The sequence below is a fragment of the Desulfitobacterium sp. genome, assembly GCF_034927245.1.
Taxonomy (GTDB): domain Bacteria; phylum Bacillota; class Desulfitobacteriia; order Desulfitobacteriales; family Desulfitobacteriaceae; genus Desulfitobacterium_A.
Genome location: NZ_JAYFQK010000075.1, coordinates 1 through 16,705 on the forward strand (window position 1 = coordinate 1; position 16,705 = coordinate 16,705).

The 16,705-nt window shown below is 43.9% G+C and carries 21 protein-coding genes and 1 pseudogene; 21 read left to right on the forward strand and 1 reads right to left on the reverse strand.

Translation table 11 applies throughout. The features are described from left to right. Positions 1-434: 434 nt before the first annotated feature. Complete coding sequence (locus VB077_RS15790) at positions 435-569, reverse strand: hypothetical protein (RefSeq protein WP_323416218.1); 135 nt, start codon at positions 567-569, stop codon at positions 435-437. A 318-nt stretch (positions 570-887) separates the two neighbouring features. Between VB077_RS15790 and VB077_RS15795 the strand changes: the two genes are divergently transcribed. The 21 genes and pseudogenes from VB077_RS15795 to VB077_RS15895 form a co-directional block, all read left to right on the forward strand. Beyond that, a complete protein-coding gene (locus VB077_RS15795) occupies positions 888-1,265 on the forward strand; it encodes a hypothetical protein (RefSeq protein ID WP_323416219.1) in 378 nt (125 codons plus the stop codon). Between the two features lie 315 nt (positions 1,266-1,580). Then, positions 1,581-2,225, forward strand: coding sequence for an alanyl-tRNA editing protein (locus VB077_RS15800; RefSeq protein ID WP_323416220.1), 645 nt, complete (start codon positions 1,581-1,583; stop codon positions 2,223-2,225). Between the two features lie 320 nt (positions 2,226-2,545). Further along, positions 2,546-2,683: a hypothetical protein gene (locus VB077_RS15805; protein ID WP_323416221.1), complete on the forward strand. Its 138-nt coding sequence runs from the start codon at positions 2,546-2,548 to the stop codon at positions 2,681-2,683. Between the two features lie 274 nt (positions 2,684-2,957). Continuing rightward, on the forward strand, positions 2,958-3,830 hold the full coding sequence (locus tag VB077_RS15810) for a DMT family transporter (RefSeq protein ID WP_323416222.1): 873 nt from the start codon (positions 2,958-2,960) through the stop codon (positions 3,828-3,830). 285 nt (positions 3,831-4,115) lie between these two features. Then, entirely contained in the window at positions 4,116-5,105 is a 990-nt protein-coding gene (spoIIIAA, locus tag VB077_RS15815) for a stage III sporulation protein AA (protein ID WP_323416223.1), read from the forward strand. Between the two features lie 28 nt (positions 5,106-5,133). Beyond that, positions 5,134-5,643: a stage III sporulation protein AB gene (locus tag VB077_RS15820; RefSeq protein ID WP_323416224.1), complete on the forward strand. Its 510-nt coding sequence runs from the start codon at positions 5,134-5,136 to the stop codon at positions 5,641-5,643. Positions 5,644-5,686: 43 nt separating this feature from the next. After that, positions 5,687-5,884: a stage III sporulation protein AC gene (gene spoIIIAC, locus VB077_RS15825; RefSeq protein ID WP_323416225.1), complete on the forward strand. Its 198-nt coding sequence runs from the start codon at positions 5,687-5,689 to the stop codon at positions 5,882-5,884. Positions 5,885-5,895: 11 nt separating this feature from the next. Further along, complete coding sequence (gene spoIIIAD, locus VB077_RS15830) at positions 5,896-6,285, forward strand: stage III sporulation protein AD (RefSeq protein ID WP_323416226.1); 390 nt, start codon at positions 5,896-5,898, stop codon at positions 6,283-6,285. Between the two features lie 49 nt (positions 6,286-6,334). Then, positions 6,335-7,573 (forward strand): stage III sporulation protein AE, encoded by a 1,239-nt coding sequence (gene spoIIIAE, locus VB077_RS15835; protein WP_323416227.1) that lies wholly within the window; start codon positions 6,335-6,337, stop codon positions 7,571-7,573. Positions 7,574-7,585: 12 nt separating this feature from the next. After that, entirely contained in the window at positions 7,586-8,164 is a 579-nt protein-coding gene (locus VB077_RS15840) for a stage III sporulation protein AF (protein ID WP_323416228.1), read from the forward strand. Between the two features lie 39 nt (positions 8,165-8,203). Continuing rightward, the gene (locus VB077_RS15845) at positions 8,204-8,761 is read left to right on the forward strand and encodes a stage III sporulation protein AH (protein WP_323416229.1); all 558 of its coding nucleotides are present in this window, start codon (positions 8,204-8,206) and stop codon (positions 8,759-8,761) included. A 2-nt stretch (positions 8,762-8,763) separates the two neighbouring features. Further along, positions 8,764-9,351 carry a SpoIIIAH-like family protein gene (locus tag VB077_RS15850; protein WP_323416230.1) on the forward strand — a complete coding sequence of 196 codons (588 nt, stop codon included), beginning with the start codon at positions 8,764-8,766 and terminating at the stop codon, positions 9,349-9,351. A 100-nt stretch (positions 9,352-9,451) separates the two neighbouring features. Further along, positions 9,452-9,814, forward strand: coding sequence for a response regulator (locus tag VB077_RS15855; RefSeq protein ID WP_323416231.1), 363 nt, complete (start codon positions 9,452-9,454; stop codon positions 9,812-9,814). A 332-nt stretch (positions 9,815-10,146) separates the two neighbouring features. After that, positions 10,147-12,012 (forward strand): acetyl-CoA carboxylase biotin carboxyl carrier protein, encoded by a 1,866-nt coding sequence (gene accB / locus VB077_RS15860; protein ID WP_323416232.1) that lies wholly within the window; start codon positions 10,147-10,149, stop codon positions 12,010-12,012. A 10-nt stretch (positions 12,013-12,022) separates the two neighbouring features. Beyond that, on the forward strand, positions 12,023-13,369 hold the full coding sequence (accC, locus tag VB077_RS15865) for an acetyl-CoA carboxylase biotin carboxylase subunit (protein ID WP_323416233.1): 1,347 nt from the start codon (positions 12,023-12,025) through the stop codon (positions 13,367-13,369). 93 nt (positions 13,370-13,462) lie between these two features. Then, positions 13,463-13,867 (forward strand): Asp23/Gls24 family envelope stress response protein, encoded by a 405-nt coding sequence (locus tag VB077_RS15870; RefSeq protein ID WP_323416234.1) that lies wholly within the window; start codon positions 13,463-13,465, stop codon positions 13,865-13,867. Between the two features lie 50 nt (positions 13,868-13,917). After that, entirely contained in the window at positions 13,918-14,445 is a 528-nt protein-coding gene (gene amaP / locus VB077_RS15875) for an alkaline shock response membrane anchor protein AmaP (protein ID WP_323416238.1), read from the forward strand. After that, positions 14,442-14,684, forward strand: a complete 243-nt coding sequence (locus VB077_RS15880) for a DUF2273 domain-containing protein (RefSeq protein ID WP_323416235.1) — start codon at positions 14,442-14,444, stop codon at positions 14,682-14,684. Before amaP ends, VB077_RS15880 begins: the two co-directional genes overlap by 4 nt. Before the next feature lie 11 nt (positions 14,685-14,695). Beyond that, complete coding sequence (gene nusB / locus VB077_RS15885; RefSeq protein WP_323416236.1) at positions 14,696-15,124, forward strand: transcription antitermination factor NusB; 429 nt, start codon at positions 14,696-14,698, stop codon at positions 15,122-15,124. Beyond that, a complete protein-coding gene (locus VB077_RS15890; protein ID WP_323416237.1) occupies positions 15,121-16,089 on the forward strand; it encodes an O-sialoglycoprotein endopeptidase in 969 nt (322 codons plus the stop codon). The genes nusB and VB077_RS15890 overlap by 4 nt, the downstream gene beginning before the upstream one ends. A 232-nt stretch (positions 16,090-16,321) precedes the next feature. Beyond that, positions 16,322-16,705, forward strand: a pseudogene (locus VB077_RS15895) (sulfide/dihydroorotate dehydrogenase-like FAD/NAD-binding protein); the annotation flags it as partial.

A 16,705-nucleotide genomic window follows, 5' to 3' on the forward strand; every position in this document is an offset into this window, starting at 1 on the left:
GATGAAGAAGCCATCTCCTTGCATTTTTTACAAGGGATGGCTTTCTCCGTTTATCGTCATTTTTCCTGCATTATCACCATTTTGTATCAGCGCCTTTGGCGCTAAGTCTTTCACCGCCATTTAGCGTACGCGGTCACAACTAATTATATAGCTTTTTTAAAAGAATAATACGCAGTCTTCCTATTATTTTTAGTTCTAGCCTTACCAAATATTTATGGGGCTACCGTCCGTGGCGGCCTCTGAATTCGGGGGGGATTATCAAATTTCCTGCACGTTCTAATGAATGCTTATTTTGTGCATGAGGATTATGAATGAGAAAAGACCCCCTAATTGGAGGCCCTAGTCATTTCTTCCATGTATTAATTCAAGCTCATTCACTAAGTAGTTAAAACTACTTTTCTCCATTTTCATAATATAACCATTATTGCGCCAATTTAAAATTGGAATCTTGAATTGAATAATTCATCTGCTGTACCACCAACAATTATTGCTGGTCTTCTTTTGCTACTTTCCGGATCATCTTCAAATTCAACATCTAACCAAAAAATATCTCCAACATTAAAGTTCATTCTTATCAATCAATCCTCATAGATATAACGATGAGCACTATCATTTTTGTCTAACTGTACTTTACCATTCTTAATTTGGGGGCTTATAGTTATCTCTTTTAGTTTTTTTTCGGATAAAGATAAACCTTTATAAGTAGTTCCTTCTTTTTTACTAATGCCGGCATTTGATCACCCTCCTCTTGAGGACTATTCTTGTCTATATCGTCTTTATTGTCCATATCTTACTACCTCCACAGTCTGGTTACAAGACTCTATGTCTAGTTTTGCCAACTTAGAAGGGGATAATCATTTTTTGGCGTTTGGAATGGGGGAGCTATGATGGTCAAAAAAGTTTCGATTATTATGATCCTAATATTATCCATTATTCTCACAGGATGCAGGAGCGAATTGAATAGTCGTCCCGTAAGTGGTATTTCGCAAGAGGCTACAGAAGCGATTAGTAAAGTCTCTAGAATATATGGTGAATCGAAGCCTCAGATAATTACAGTTACACGAACAGAAGCGGAAGGAACTAAGGAGATTATTTATATAGTTTTTGCAAAAGGAAAGTTTCAAAAGGGAGAACAAAAAGCCTCTAATCTAGAATTTTCGGTTCTTGCTAATGGAAAAAGCGTATGGGCATTGAGGGCTTTTAACGATGATAACAATCAAGATGTCTGGGAAGAGACAACCGTTAACATAAATGATCTGAAATAGGGTTTATATGGAGAATCAGGGTGACATATGCTAGTACGAGGATTCCCGCAAGGGTGCCATTAAGAGAGCTTTTGGGATAAGCCGTACCACATGTCCAAGAGAAGCAAGTCTTGCGCAAGCCCTGTCGGGAAAGATACGTTGGGAATCCTGGGGACGTTATCTGCAATATCCAATTTTGAAGAAAGATAAGAAGCCTTTAATTACTTTTGCTGCCGGAAAAGGAAGTATTACTAAAAAGAAGAATATGCTAGATATGCAAGCTCGGATACTGCAGGATAACAAAGTGTTTCCGATACTTAGAAAAGAGGTTATGAAATGAGTGTTAAGAAAATATTTTGGGATAATCCTTACTTAACTAAACTTGAAGCGAAAGTAACCCGTGTAAACGGTAATGTTATAACTCTTGACCAAACAATAGCATTTGCCTTTTCAGGAGGTCAACAGTCTGATTCAGGAACTATAGGAGGATTTGAAATTATAGAAGCAAAAAAAGAGGAAAAAGAAATTTTCTATACCATTAGAGAGAAACATAACTTAATACCTAATCAAAATGTTATAGTTATAATTGATTGGGAAAAGAGATATAGATTGATGAAATTGCATTTTGCAGCCGAAATCATCTTGGAATTAGTGTATCAAAACTATAATCATCCTGAGAAAATTGGAGCAAATATAACTGTTGATAAGGCAAGAGTAGACTTCTTTTGGGAAGGAAGAATTTCTGAAATATTTCCAGAACTCCTCAATAAAGCAAACAACATAATAAATTCAAACTTGGATATAGTAAGTGCTTTCGATGATGAAGAAAATGAAAAAAGATATTGGTACATAGAAGGGTTTGCAAAAGTTCCATGTGGGGGAACGCATATAAGAAGGACAGGAGAAATCGGTCCGATATCCTTAAAAAGAAACAACTTGGGCAGTGGTAAGGAAAGAATCGAAATATACCTAAAATCGTAAGAGAAGGTTTTAGTTAGTAAACAATGTTCTTATATGGCGTATTAAAGAAAGAATATTTGCTACTATAGCAAACAGAACATCATGAATCCCTTGTTGTACCGAACCGTCTGCCAAGCGTTGTTGGTCTATGGGAATTCAATCTTTCGTATTCCAGTAAAAAGTGTTGAATTGGAGGTAGTGTTAAGTGATTTAATCTTAATTCACCTCCAAATGCGGAGCGAATTTCTAAAAAGAGGTTGATAAGTGTCCCGCGCATTTTTCTCATGGGGTTGTGGCGCAGTTGTAGAAAATGCGAAACATTTGAAAGGAGGAGTTGCCTGTTGGAGAGCATAATTATTTTTTATATCATACCCATGATTATTTTGTTTACAATTTACTATAAAGTATTTAGAATTGCTTCAGATGTAAAGGAAATTAAAGAAATGTTCAAGAGCAATATCAAGACAGGAGACAAATAAAGCTAGTAGGGTCAAAGGCTAGTACAACTTGTTCAAGTCTTTAATTTAACTTTGTAACACATTTTTTTATATAGTTATTGTGGTTCAATGCTAGGATATTGTACAGTTTATATGTAAAGCAGAATTTTAAACGTGGAGGTGGTATAGAAATGTATTTTAAACCATTGTTTGAAAACGATACTCCATATGAACTTCGCTCCTAAACGGATTGGAGTGCGGTTCAGCATTCTCCGTCTGGAGCATGAATTTAAAGTTCAAGACGGAGGGAAATTAAATGTTAAAAAAGTATATTGGTCCGATATGCCTGGCATCAGCCGCAACAATTTGGGGCGGCATGTATGTCGTTAGTAAAGTTGTACTTACTGTTATCCCACCACTCGAGCTAGTTTGGCTACGCTATATAGTGGCTTTAATTACTCTGATTATTATGAGTGCTGTCACTCATCAATCTTGGCATATCCAGAAACGGCATATCCCGCTTATTCTGGCTGTTGGGGTAATCGGATATGTCATATCTATCTGGTCTCAGTTTGTCGGAACTAAGCTTTCTTCCGCTCAAACGGGAGCGATGATTACTTCGGCAACTCCAGCGTTTATGGTTATATTCGCTCGCCTCTTATTGAAAGAAAAGATTACCCTTCGCAAGGGGTTATCCACTTCTTTAGCCTCTATTGGTGTGTTATGCATTGTAGGAATTGGGAATATTGAAAAATCATATCAGCTCGGCGGCATTGTTTTAGGGATAGCGGCTCTATCTTGGGCACTAATGTCCGTGCTGGTAAAACGAATTCCCAGCAGCTATTCTCAGCTCGTAATTACTACTTACGCTATTTTTGCTGCGATAGTGATAATAACCCCTTTTGTGGTATCCCAGATAGACATGACCCATATCCGGGCAATCTTTCAACCAACAATTGGGATTGGAGTCTTATATCTTGGTATTGTTTCTACGGCTATTGCTTTCTTTCTTTGGAACAAGGGGCTACAAATGGTCGATGCTTCTCGCGGAGGTTTATATTTCTTCTTTCAACCCATCGCTGGAACCTTGCTTGGTTGGTTTATCCTCGAAGAACATGTTGGAATCACATTCTGGCTAGGCTCTATTTTGATTTTCAGCGGGGTTTTATTGGCAGTCAAAGAAGACTAACAAATATTAGCTTAAATTCCTTAATATATATCAAGTTGTCCTCTGGTAAATGAGGATTGTTGAATTTATCTTACCCAATAGGATACTTAATACAATATAGCGTGAGGGGGCTGTCGCAAAACAGCCTCTTTTTCGCGCGTCCATAATTATGGACTACGACCATAGGTTTTGCGACAGCTTCTGTTTTTAATCGTAATTCGTAGTTCCGAACTTTTTTCGTTTTTTCACAGTAGGATGTCTAATTTAACCACGCGGGACATACCTTTTAACAAAGGGGGACAGAGTGTGTCGCTGCGTTATAGTTTAGTACCAACCCATTCCGAAAGGAAAGACCAAGCATCTCGCTTAGACAATATTGTGAAGTGGTTAAGTGATCCTTTGCGTGAAATTTTCGCTTCTGCGACGGGATTGCCCCTTTCTGAAATTGAAGAGGTACGACTGCGGACAAACAAACCGCTCCTGCTCCTGGGAAATCAAAATGAGTATTTTCTGGATTCTAGAGGAAAGATGGTTTCAATCGAAAGGGCCTACCGAGTTCAGCGTGAGGATCTAATGCAAACCCTCGAGCGAATGACCCAAAGTTCACTCTATGCGGCTGAGGAGGACCTTAAACAGGGTTTTATAACGCTGCCCGGGGGCCATCGCGTGGGGGTGACGGGGGAGACCGTTTTAAAGCAAGGGAAGGTCCAAAATCTCAAACACATCTCCGGTTTAAATATTCGTCTGGCCTCAGAAATATTAGGGCAGGCCATAGGAATATTACCCCGGTTGATTCGAGCGGATGGCTCCCTGCGTCACACCCTTATTCTCTCGGCACCGCGGGCGGGGAAGACAACCTTGCTCCGGGATTTGATCCGCTGTTTAAGCGATGGAATCCCCGCACTGGCCCTGAAGGGACAGACGATTGGGGTTGTCGATGAGAGGGGCGAGATTGCGGGCATGTGGCAGGGACAGCCCACATATGATTTGGGCTGTCGCACGGATATTCTAGACGGGTGTCCTAAGGCGGCAGGAATGAGTATGCTGATTCGTTCGATGTCACCGCGGGTTATCGCTGTCGATGAACTCGGTCAGCCCCAGGATGTTGAAGCCGTGTTAGATGCCTTAAGAACCGGGGTCAGCGTATTAAGTACAGCCCATGCAGGGAGCGTTGAAGAAGCAAAAAAGCGGCCGGTTTTGGGGGCCATTTTTGCCGGCGGCGTTTTTGAACGGATAGTGGTCTTGAGCCGGCGAAAAGGCCCGGGCACTGTGGAAGATATTATTGATCTTAAATAGCGTGTTAATCGAGAAGGGGAATAGAAGTATGGTCGTTTTACCATCAATCATTCTGATTTCAGGTTGCGGAAGCCTCGGGCTTTATCTCGCGGCCAGAATCAAGAAGCGGCCGGTAGAATTGCGCGACTTTCTTACGGCACTGACTCTCCTTGATACAGAAATATTTTGGGGAGGCACACCTTTACCTGAGGCGTTTGCCCTCCTCAAAGAGCGTTCCGAGGGGGCTTGGAGAACTTTTTTTGCCGGGCTTGAGCAGGGAGTTCTGGAGGGGGAAAGTGCAAATACTGCTTGGAACAAAACCATCCGGTCTGAAGAGAGGAAATTCTGTCTAAAAGCTGAGGATTGGCAGGTGATTCAGAATGTCGGCAAAGGGCTTGGCCGATCCGATCGCCAAGAGCAGCATAAACAGATTGAACTCGTCAAACAGCAAATCCGGGATATAGAGCAGCAAGCTCTGCTGATAACGGACAAACAAGCAAAAATGTGGTCTTATCTAGGCTTCCTGGGTGGGATCGCCGGGGTTATCTTTCTGCTTTAAGGCCATAAAATCCCAAAGTCATGGGGAAAGAGGGGAGAAATCAATGTCTTTTGAGATGGTATTAAAGATTGCAGGTATTGGATTGCTCGTTGGTATTTTGGTCATGGTTCTCGATCAGGCCAACCGGAAAGAGATCAGCCAATTGACAGTACTTGCAGGGGTGGTGGTTGTCTTATATATCGTCGTTCAGGCTGTAGGAGAATTGTTTAGTCTGGTGAAGAGCGTATTTCAACTGTACTAGGGGGTCTGAACGTGGAAGTATGGCAGATCGTGGGGCTGGCCTTAATTGTGGCTATCATCGGATCCGTTTTAAAAGAAGTAAAACGCAATGAAATTGCCCTTCAGTTAACAATTCTGACAGGGACAATAATTTTCGTTGCGGTTTTAGATAAGATTAAAATAATTGTCGATCTCCTGCAAAGTCTCGCCGATCAAGCCAATATCAGTTCATACTATTTGTTCATTGTCTTAAAAATTGTGGGGATAGCTTATCTGGCTGAATTTGCGGCTGATATATGTCGTGATGCGGATCAAAAGGCCTTAGCCACGAAAATTGAATTGGCAGCGAAAGTCGGAGTCCTTGTCTTGGCGATGCCCATAATTGTAGCGATTCTCGAGTCGATCAAACGACTTGTTCCGTGAGGTGAAGAACTTGCGACGTTTTTTAGGATGGGGGATCCTCTTTTTTTTAATGACGTGTTGGACAACTCCAAAAGTGGCTTGGGCAGAAAATATCTCACCTTCGGGAATTGAGGATACCCGAATTACGGTTGAAATTAATTCCGATCAGATGAGCGAAAAGGCGGGAGAAGGAGCGAGTTCGAGAAGTCCGGAAACAACGGGGAGTCTGAAAGCGGACGCTTTAGAAAAGCAATTTGACTTAAGTGAGGTCCGAGGGTTTTTGGACCAGATTGACCGGGATGTTCAAACGACTATTCCCAATTTCTCACTCTCGCAAATCTTTGATGATTTGCGAAGCGGTAAATTAAGTCTCGAACCTCAGGAACTAGGGCGGAGTTTGCTTTCATTCCTCGGTCGAGAGATATTGAAAAGCGGTCCCATCATCGGCAAACTGCTGGTTTTAGCGGTTTTGATTGCTGTTCTGCAAAACCTTCAAAACGCCTTTAGCAGTGAAAGCATAGCAAAGATGGTCAATAATTTAAGCTATTTAGTGCTGATGGTCATTGGCCTTGCCGCTTTTCAAGAGACCTTGAAGGTTGCGACGGAGGCGATTGATCGGATGACAGGCTTTCTGCAAACCTTGTTTCCGGTGATCCTGACCCTTCTAATGGCTATGGGAAATCTGACGACAGCAGCTTTGTTTAAGCCTGTTGTCGTTGGCAGCTTAACATTGTTGGCGACCTTGATGAAGAACATTATTTTACCCCTCTTTCTTTTAACAGCCGTTCTTAAATTATTTAATAATATTTCCGGTGAATTTAAGCTGGGGAAGATTGCCGGCCTGTTTGAATTCTCGGGCAAGGTGGGAATTGGGATCTTGATGACCGTGTTCATTGGAGTAATGACGATTCAAGGGGTAACCGGCGGGGTAGCAGACGGGGTAACGCTGAGGACGGCTAAATATACCGCTGATCTTATTCCGGTTGTCGGTAAATTCTTTAAAGATGCAGTAGAGATAGTAGCAAGCTCAGGACTGCTCATGAAAAATGCATTGGGGGTTATCGGTATCCTCGCCATTGCCTTGATCTGTATTGGCCCGGCGCTTCGGATTGCCGCAATGATTTTTGTGTTTAAAATTTCTTCGGCCTTAGTTGAACCCCTGGGTCTGAAGGAACTATCCAACAGCCTGCAGGATATGTCAAAAAGCCTTACCTATATTTTTGCTTCCGTGGCATCGCTGGCCATAATGTTCTTTATCAGCATCGCGATTATTGTCGGCGCAGGAAATCTGACCGTTATGCTAAGGTAAAGGAGGGATACGTTGGAGAGCTTGAAACTGCTTGTGCGGAATTTGGCGATTATCATTTTGCTGGCGAGTGTTTTAGAGATGCTGCTTCCGAATAAATCCATGCAGGGGTTCGTGAAACTTGTGATGGGGCTTTTTGTGATTTCGGCGGTGCTTGAACCCATTACCTCACTGCTCCATCTTTCTCAAAGTATGTCAATCCCGGCCTGGACAGAGGTGCGTTCCCAAGAGCTTCCCGTTTTAGCCGGAAATAACGGACTGGAAATCGGCAGAGGTGCCGTTCAAGAACAATTCAAACTTATCTTGGAAAATCAGATTGAGGCCTTAGTTCTTGAAATTCCCGGTGTGGAACAGGTGAAGGCCGAGATTGCGCTTGCTTCTTCCGATGGCGGGCTGGTGGAACAACCCCAAGTTCAAAGCGTACATATCAGGGTTAATACATCACAAGGGAAGAAGGAGGACGTCCAGACGGTTACCATCGGTGAAGGGGCAGGGGAAAAGTCATCTCAGACCGGGTCCAATCTGGGGGAGAGCATAAAAGAGAAAATATCTGTCTTTCTCCAGATCCCGCGAGACCGAATTTTTGTGACTTGATTCAGGCATAACTGCCGTAAAAGATGGAGGATGATCCTAATGAAGTTTTTCGAAGAAGTATCCCCGAAGTTGTTGCTCCCCATTGTTGCAGCTATTGCGGTTGCAGTGATCTTAATGTTTAACAGCAACGGCAGCTCTAAGGCAGGTGCGGAAGTATCTCAACAAACTGTTCCTAATGTCAATAATGAGGCAACGCAGATTGGTCTCTTAGAGAAAGATCTTGAGGATAAACTCGTCCAAAACCTGCAGAAAATGACAGGCGTAGGGAGGGTGCAGGTTTCGGTGACGCTCTCAACCTCGCTTAAATCCGAGTTTGCTATGAGTGGCAGTATCACGAAAAAGACCATCAAGGAAGCGGATAAAACGGGGGGGACGCGCGAGTCCTCCGAGGTTACGGAAAACAACCAACTCGTCATACCCAATGGGGCAAGCGGACCCGTCATCGTTATGGAAGAACGTCCGACGGTTGCCGGAGTTCTAATTATTGCGGAGGGAGCACAAGATCCGAACATTCGGGAAAACATCCATAATGCAGTTAAAACCCTCCTCGATGTGCCGACTCAGAAAATCTCAGTACAACCGATGGGAGGAGTCTGAACATGAAAATCCTCATCCAAATTCCGCGTTTTATCTCGAGAAAAAGACTCCGCCGGAGCATCGCAGGATTGCTGTTTCTATGCATTCTGATCGGGGTAGGATGGGCTTTAAGCCATCGTCAAGTACCTCACTTCGAAGAGAAAAATACAATGCCTGTCAATGGATCAATCAGCGGGTCAATCAGTGGATCGCTCAATGAATCCGGTATTGAAGTTTCAACCGAAATTATACAGAAGGAACTCCACGGCGAAAACTATTTTGTCGATTACCGCTTGCGGCGGGACCGGACTCGTCAAGAGGAAAAAACAATGCTTACAGCAATCCTGGACTCGAATGTTGAGAAAACAAAAGCAGAAGCCCAGCAGAAATGGCTTGAATTAACAAGCCGAATCAGTAAAGAAGATGAGATTGAAAATCTGTTAAAAATTAAGGGATTTCAAGATGGGGTTGTTGACATATCCCCTAATAGTGTTAATATAGTAATTTTCGCAGCATCTTTATCCCCTTATGAAATCAGTGTAATTCAGGATATCACGATGCGGGTTGCGGATGTACGAATAGACCGTATTAATATTTCTGTAAGAAAATAGAATAAATATATAATCAAGCAGGAATTATTTAACTTAAAACGAATTAAAACTTATAACGAATTGAAGCTAAGATTCCAAGGTCAGGAGAGGACACAAAAGAATGAGCAAAATTCTGGTTGCTGATGATGCAAGTTTCATGCGTTTAATGATCCGCCAAATTCTATCTCATCGCGAATCCATTGAAATATTTGAGGCTGAAAACGGTCAAGTGGCTATTAATCTCTTTTGCGAGCATAAACCGGATTTAACTTTTTTGGATATTACAATGCCGATAAAGGATGGCTTAGACACCCTCCAAGAAATCTTAACCGTTGATAATCAGGCAAAGGTTATTATGTGCAGCGCTGTTGCTCAGGAAAAGGTGATCCAAAGGGCAATAGAATTGGGAGCCACCGATTTTTTAATTAAACCGTTTCGACCCAATAAACTATTAGAAACCGTCAATAAATATCTGCGAAACTAAGGCTTAATGCTAACATATCAGCCTCCTGCTGCATCCTCGATAATGCGGGCAGGAGGTTTTCAATTAGATGGAGTCGAAACTCCATCTGGAGTAAATTCCCTTAATACTGTATACTTGTGAAGGATTCATTGAAAAAGGGGTTTGAGTTCCATATAATAAAACATAGGGAGAAAAACCAATGGATTTCTATTGCCTTAGCGGGGTTAAAACATCGTTTCTGTAAGGAATAAAGACCGAATATTCATGCATTTACAGGTATATACTAATAAGATCATTATTTTAAAGAGAATTAGAGAGATTGGTTTTGATGGTGAGAGAGGGGTTATGGAATAGTGAAAAAGATTGGGATTACGGATACGACTTTGCGTGATGGACATCAAAGTCTTTGGGCAACACGTATGCGAACTGAGGATATGCTGCCTATTCTAAACGAACTTGACAGTGTGGGCTATCATTCCTTAGAGGTTTGGGGCGGAGCTACCTTCGATGTTTGCCTTCGTTTCTTAGGGGAAAATCCCTGGGAACGCTTACGCATGATCAAGAGGGAAGTCAAGAACACCCCCCTCCAAATGCTTTTGAGAGGTCAATCGCTTGTCGGTTATCAGCACTATCCTGATGATGTCGTTCGTGAATTCATCCAATTAAGTGTTAAAAACGGAATCGATATTATTCGTATTTTCGATGCTTTAAACGATGTCCGCAATATGATCGTACCGATTCAAGCGGCTAAAGAAGCAGGTGCGCATGTTCAGGCTTCAGTAGTGTATACAGTCAGCCCGGTTCATACCATTGAGCATTATTTAGAGACCGCTCGGGACTTGGTGAAGTTAGGGGCAGACTCGATTTGCATCAAAGATATGGCCGGTTTATTGACCCCGTTGAAAGCCTATCAATTGGTTAAACTCTTAAAAGATGAACTCGGAGTCATGATTCAGCTGCATACGCACTATATCGGTGGAATGGGAACGATTGCCTATGTTAAAGCGGCAGAGGCGGGTGTGGATGTCATTGATACGGCAAGTGTTCCTTTAGCTTTTGGAGCCAGCCAACCCCCTGTCGAAACCGTCGTACGCGCCCTGGACGACTACGATTTTGCGCCCGATCTAGATATTACTCAACTCTTTAAGATTGCGAACTATTTTGAGGAGATTCGCAAAGCGCAAGGACATGAACGCGGGATTACGCGGATTTCCGATATGCGTGTATTCGAACATCAAGTTCCCGGCGGAATGATTTCCAACCTTGTGTCCCAGTTAGAAGAACAGAAGGCCTTAAATCGTATTGATGAGGTACTTGACGAAATACCTCGGGTTAGGGCAGAATTGGGATATCCGCCTCTCGTAACACCGACAAGCCAGATTGTAGGGACACAGGCTGTATTAAACGTGCTGAGCGGGAAAAGATATAAATTAATTCCCGGCGAAGTTAAAGCTTATGTCCGGGGACAGTATGGTAAACCACCGGCTCAGGTTGATCCCGAAATTCAACACAAAATTATCGGGGATGAAATTCCGTTCACCGGGCGACCGGCCGATCAATTAGCACCCGGTCTTGAAAAAGCAGAGAAAGAATGTGCAGATCTTGCGTGCTCACGAGAAGATGTGCTGAGTTATGCTCTCTTTCCGCAAGTCGCTAAAAAATACTTTATGGAAAGACTAAATGGGGGTTCTAAGAGTGTAACAGGGGTTCGGTCTTCAAATTCTAAGGAGGGTTCAAAGATGAATTTACAAGAAATAAAAGAACTGATTAAGGTTTTAGGGGAAACGGATATTGCCGAAGTTAATCTTGAGAGTGAAGGTGTAAAAGTTTCGATTAAAAAAGGAAGTGCATTTGCAGCAGCTGCGGCTGTGCCGGCCATACCCGTTATGGCACCCGCTACCGCACCGGCAGCAGCGGCACCGGCACCGGCACCGACTCCGGAAAAAGTTGAGGAAGCACCTTCAGCCGGCACAAAAGCAAATGTTGAATATATCAAAGCTCCTATGGTAGGAACATTCTATCGCACCCCGGCTCCCGAAGCCCCGGCTTACGTTGAGGTCGGACAAACGGTTAATCTGGGTCAAACGGTTTGCATTGTTGAAGCAATGAAGCTAATGAACGAGATTGAAGCTGAAGTTGAAGGAAAAATTGTTGAAATTTTAGTAGAAAACGGGCAACCGGTAGAGTTTGGACAACCGTTGTTTGCCGTTGAGAAATAGGGAGAAAAGAATGTTTAAGAAAATCCTGATTGCCAATCGCGGTGAGATTGCACTGCGTATCATCCGGGCTTGCCAAGAATTAAATATCGAAACCGTTGCGGTTTTCTCTGAAGCCGACAGAGATGCTCTGCATGTTAAGGCTGCCGATCAGGCCATCTGCATTGGGCCGAATTCTTCGACAAAGAGCTATCTGAATATCCCGAATATCTTGAGTGCCGCAGAATTAACCGGAGTGGATGCAATCCATCCCGGTTATGGATTCTTATCCGAAAATGCGCGGTTTGCAGAGATTTGTGAGTCGAGCGGAATTACGTTTATCGGACCTGATCCCAAAGCGATTGAAACCATGGGGGACAAAGCGGCTGCGCGTAAGACCATGATTGAGGCAGGCGTTCCCGTTGTCCCGGGATCGAAGGAAGTTATCACAGATGTGAAGGTTGCGGCTAAGATAGCCGATGAAATTGGGTATCCTGTATTGATCAAAGCTTCCGCAGGCGGCGGCGGAAAGGGAATGCGGGTTGCACAGAATGAGAAGGAATTGGTTAAATCCATTCAGGCAGCCCAGACAGAAGCGCAAGCGGCGTTTGGCAATGCCGAGGTTTACCTGGAAAAGTATGTTGAAGAACCACGGCATATCGAATTCCAAATTGTTGCGGATAAGTTTGGTAATGTGGTTCATTTGGGCGAACGCGATTGCTCCCTGCAGCGCCGCCATCAAAAACTTTTGGAAGAATCCCCATCTTCAGCTTTGACATCGGAATTGCGTCAGGCCATGGGCGAGGCGGCTGTAAAAGCGGCTAAATCGGCTAATTACTCCAGCGTAGGGACGATCGAATTTCTCCTTGATAAGCATAATCAATTCTATTTCATTGAAATGAACACGCGTATTCAGGTTGAACATCCGGTTACAGAGCTTGTCACCGGAGTGGATTTGCTGAAGGAGCAAATTAAGATTGCTGCCGGAGAACCGCTTACGCTGAAACAGGAAGATATTCAAGTCCGCGGCTGGGCGATTGAGTGTCGGATAAATGCTGAAAATACGGAGAAGAATTTCATGCCTTCTCCCGGAACCATCGAATATTATCATGTTCCGGGCGGACCCGGCGTTCGTGTCGACAGTGCCGTATATCAAGGCTATACGATCCCCCCTTATTATGATTCAATGGTGGGAAAATTGATCGTTTGGGGCAATGATCGCGAGGAAGCGATCGAAAGAATGAAACGTGCCCTAGAAGAGTTCGTTATCGAGGGAATTCATACGACAATTCCGTTTCATCTTAAAGTTTTGGATAATGCCTTTTTCCGCCGCGGTGAAGTTTATACTAACTTCATTCAACGCCGAATTCTTGGAGAATAATCCCTTCTGTCTGAAGAATGCCTTTGCCAGTTTATTTGACTTTTGTTATAATTAAATAACATAAGAGGATAAGTAAGGTTATGAGGTGAAGATATGGAAGAAAAATTATCCGTACAGAATTCACTCGGTGCTATTCGGATTGCCGATGAAGTAGTGGAAATCATTGCCGGAATTGCTGCATCAAAGGTTGAGGGAGTAGCCAGCATGAGCAGCGGCTTTGTGGGTGATATTGCTTCTATGCTGACACGAAGTAAAAATATGGCCAAAGGGGTTAAAGTCGAAGTCGGCGAACATGAGGCAGCTGTAGATATAAACATTACAGTGGAGTACGGCGCTTCGATCCCTGATGTTGCGCTTCGTGTTCAACAAGCCGTTAAAGAGGGAATCGAAAGTATGACTGGATTGAAGGTCATCGAAACTAACATTCATGTTCAAGGTGTTCAATTCAGTGCTCCCGCAGAAGTTAAGCCTAAGGAAGACGAGAATCGCATCAAATAGAATCATTGGCTCCCCCCTGGATTCCAGGGGGGTTTAAAAGTTTGAAAGAGGTGAAAAATGTGATAGCCTACTTTGTAGGTGCTTTTTTCATTATCGCTGCCGGATGGATTTTAACGATTGTGAGCGGTTGGAATCTTCCTTATGAAGCTTTACTGGAAGGCTTGAACTGGCTAAAATTTCATCCTTGGGAGGATCTCATTCTGGCCGCTGCTTTATTGGTTTTAGGTATTCTGCCCTTTCTAAGGTTCCGTGCCGGGCGGGGCGAGCCGACGTTTATTGCCCCTTCACGTCTTGGGGAGGTGCGAATATCGGAGGCGGCAATGAAGGATATTGTCGTTCGCAGCGGGTATGATATTCCGGCGGTCCGCCAGCTTCAGCCACACTTAAGGCAGCGGGAAGACGGCATAGAAGTTTTAATTTATGCTCAACTTAATCCTGAAGTTGTCATTCCCGAAACAATTGAACAACTACAGGTCAAGGTCAAAGAAGATATCGAGCGTTTCACAGGTATTCGAATTGTTGAGGTGAAAGTGCTGGTGCGCAACGTAGAGACTGCTCACCCGTCACGCGTGCGATGAAAAATTTGTGGAGTGCATTCGTTCAGAAATTTACGTTTTTATTCCTGCACCTCCTTGACGAACACCCCGGAAAACTGATAGGCTCTATTTTAGGCTTTTTACTCGGATTATTGGTCGTGTTCCTTGGGTTCTGGAAATCACTGGTGCTTGTTCTTTTTGTCGGGGTCGGTTTTTTAATCGGAAAAAGTCAGGATGACCATAAAAAGCTGTTTGATTGGTTCGACCGCTTTTTTAATTAGGAGGACATTAAATGAGTCGTAGATTAGCGCGCGAAACTGCGCTGCAAGTTTTATTTCAATTGGATGTAAGCGGGGAGCAGGCGGATATTGAACCTATTCTTCAGCATTGGGCTGAGGAATTTGCAGTTCCTGAACAAAGTCTTCAATTTGCCCAAGAGCTCGTAAAGGGAACGCTGGATCACCAGTCAGAAATCGATGAGAAATTGGGCGCTTTGTCTGAGGGATGGGGCTTAAAGCGTATGGCCAACGTTGATCGGAATCTTTTACGATTGGCGGCGTATGAAATTCTCTATCGTCCTGAAATTCCGGGAAGGGTTACGATCAATGAAGCGATCGAGATTGCTAAGCTTTATGGCAGTGCGGACTCCGGAAAGTTTATCAACGGCATTCTGGATAAGATCGTTGCCGATCAACAAAAAACGGAAGAAAAAAGCCAATGACCTACTATCTGGGAATCGATACGAGTGCTTATACCACTTCATTAGCTATTGTTGACCAAAAGACCGGCCTGCAATGGGAAGCGCGGAAAGTTCTTGATGTGCCTGCGGGTGAGCGGGGGTTGGCTCAGTCGGAGGCTTTTTTTCAGCATGTTCAAAACTTGCCCCATTTAGTTGAGAAGGTTCCGGCTCATCTATGGGAAGAATTAGCCGGAATTGGAGTAAGCACGGCTCCGCGCCCTGTCGAGGGGTCGTACATGCCGGTTTTTACAGCAGGCTATTGCGTAGCCTCTTCATTAGCAACAGGCTTACGGCTACCGCTTTATCCGACGAGTCATCAGGAAGGACATTTGGCAGCCGGTATCGTATCGGGAGAGTTAACGGAAAACCGATTTTTGGCGATCCATCTCTCGGGAGGAACGACTGAGCTATTAGAGGTCGAAAAGGAAGAACCTGGAGAAATTCAAATCAAACTCCTTGGCGGGACGACGGATCTACATGCCGGACAATTTGTGGATCGGATTGGTGTCCGTCTGGGACTTTCCTTTCCCGCGGGCAAGGAATTAGAACGGTTAGCTCAGGGCGCCGATGCGGGAGCCGTCTCACTTCTTCCTTCCTCTGTCAAGGGCTTTGAGGTCAGCTTTTCGGGTGTGGAATCGGCAGCTCAACGCTTAATCGATCGGCATACCCCGCCTGCTCAGGTGGCACGAGCCGTAGAGGGCTGTATTGCACGCACAATCACCAAACTCCTGCAAGCGGGCATTGAGAAAACGGGAATCAAACATTGTTTAATCGTAGGCGGAGTGGCCTCAAATCTATTTATTCGTTCAGAGCTGACAAGGCGCTTGGGACACAAAGCACAGCTTTACTGGGCAGAACCCGAGTGGAGCCGTGATCAAGCCATTGGCGTTGCGTTGCTGACGTCCCAAGGACTAAACAGGCAACAGACAAAAAAGAATAGAGAGTAAAAAAGGAATCGAGAATAGAAAATAGAGAATAGACCTTGCGGGATTAGGTTAACCTTAATTATCGCAAGGTTTTACTTTAATTTACAAGAAAATAGCGTATACGACATAATAAACTACAATTCGCGATATAAAATTATCCCAATAATTCAAAATGGCAGGAAAATTTCCTAACTATCTCGAATAATTAAATGTTTAGGTATATAGAATGAATTATCTTTAAGGAGGAGTGTTCGTGTACCGGGTAGTTAAAAGAAGACAGCTAGCGGCTGCGCCTTCCATTGTTCTTATGGAAGTCGAAGCGCCGGCAGTGGCAAAAAAAGTTGAACCAGGGCAATTTGTCATCGTCCGGATGGACGAAAAATCGGAACGAATTCCGTTAACCGTTACGGATTTTGATCGAGAGAAGGGCACGATAACCATAGTTGTTCAGGACGTGGGCTATTCTTCTTCATTGATCAATGAGATGCCAGAAGGGAGCTCTTTTCAAGATTTCGTCGGTCCCCTCGGTGTACCTTCGGAAATTGAAAATTACGGAACAGTCGTCTGTATTGGCGGAGGACTAGGGGTTGCTCCTGTTTACCCGATTGCTCGTGCTTTGAAAGAAGCCGGAAATAAA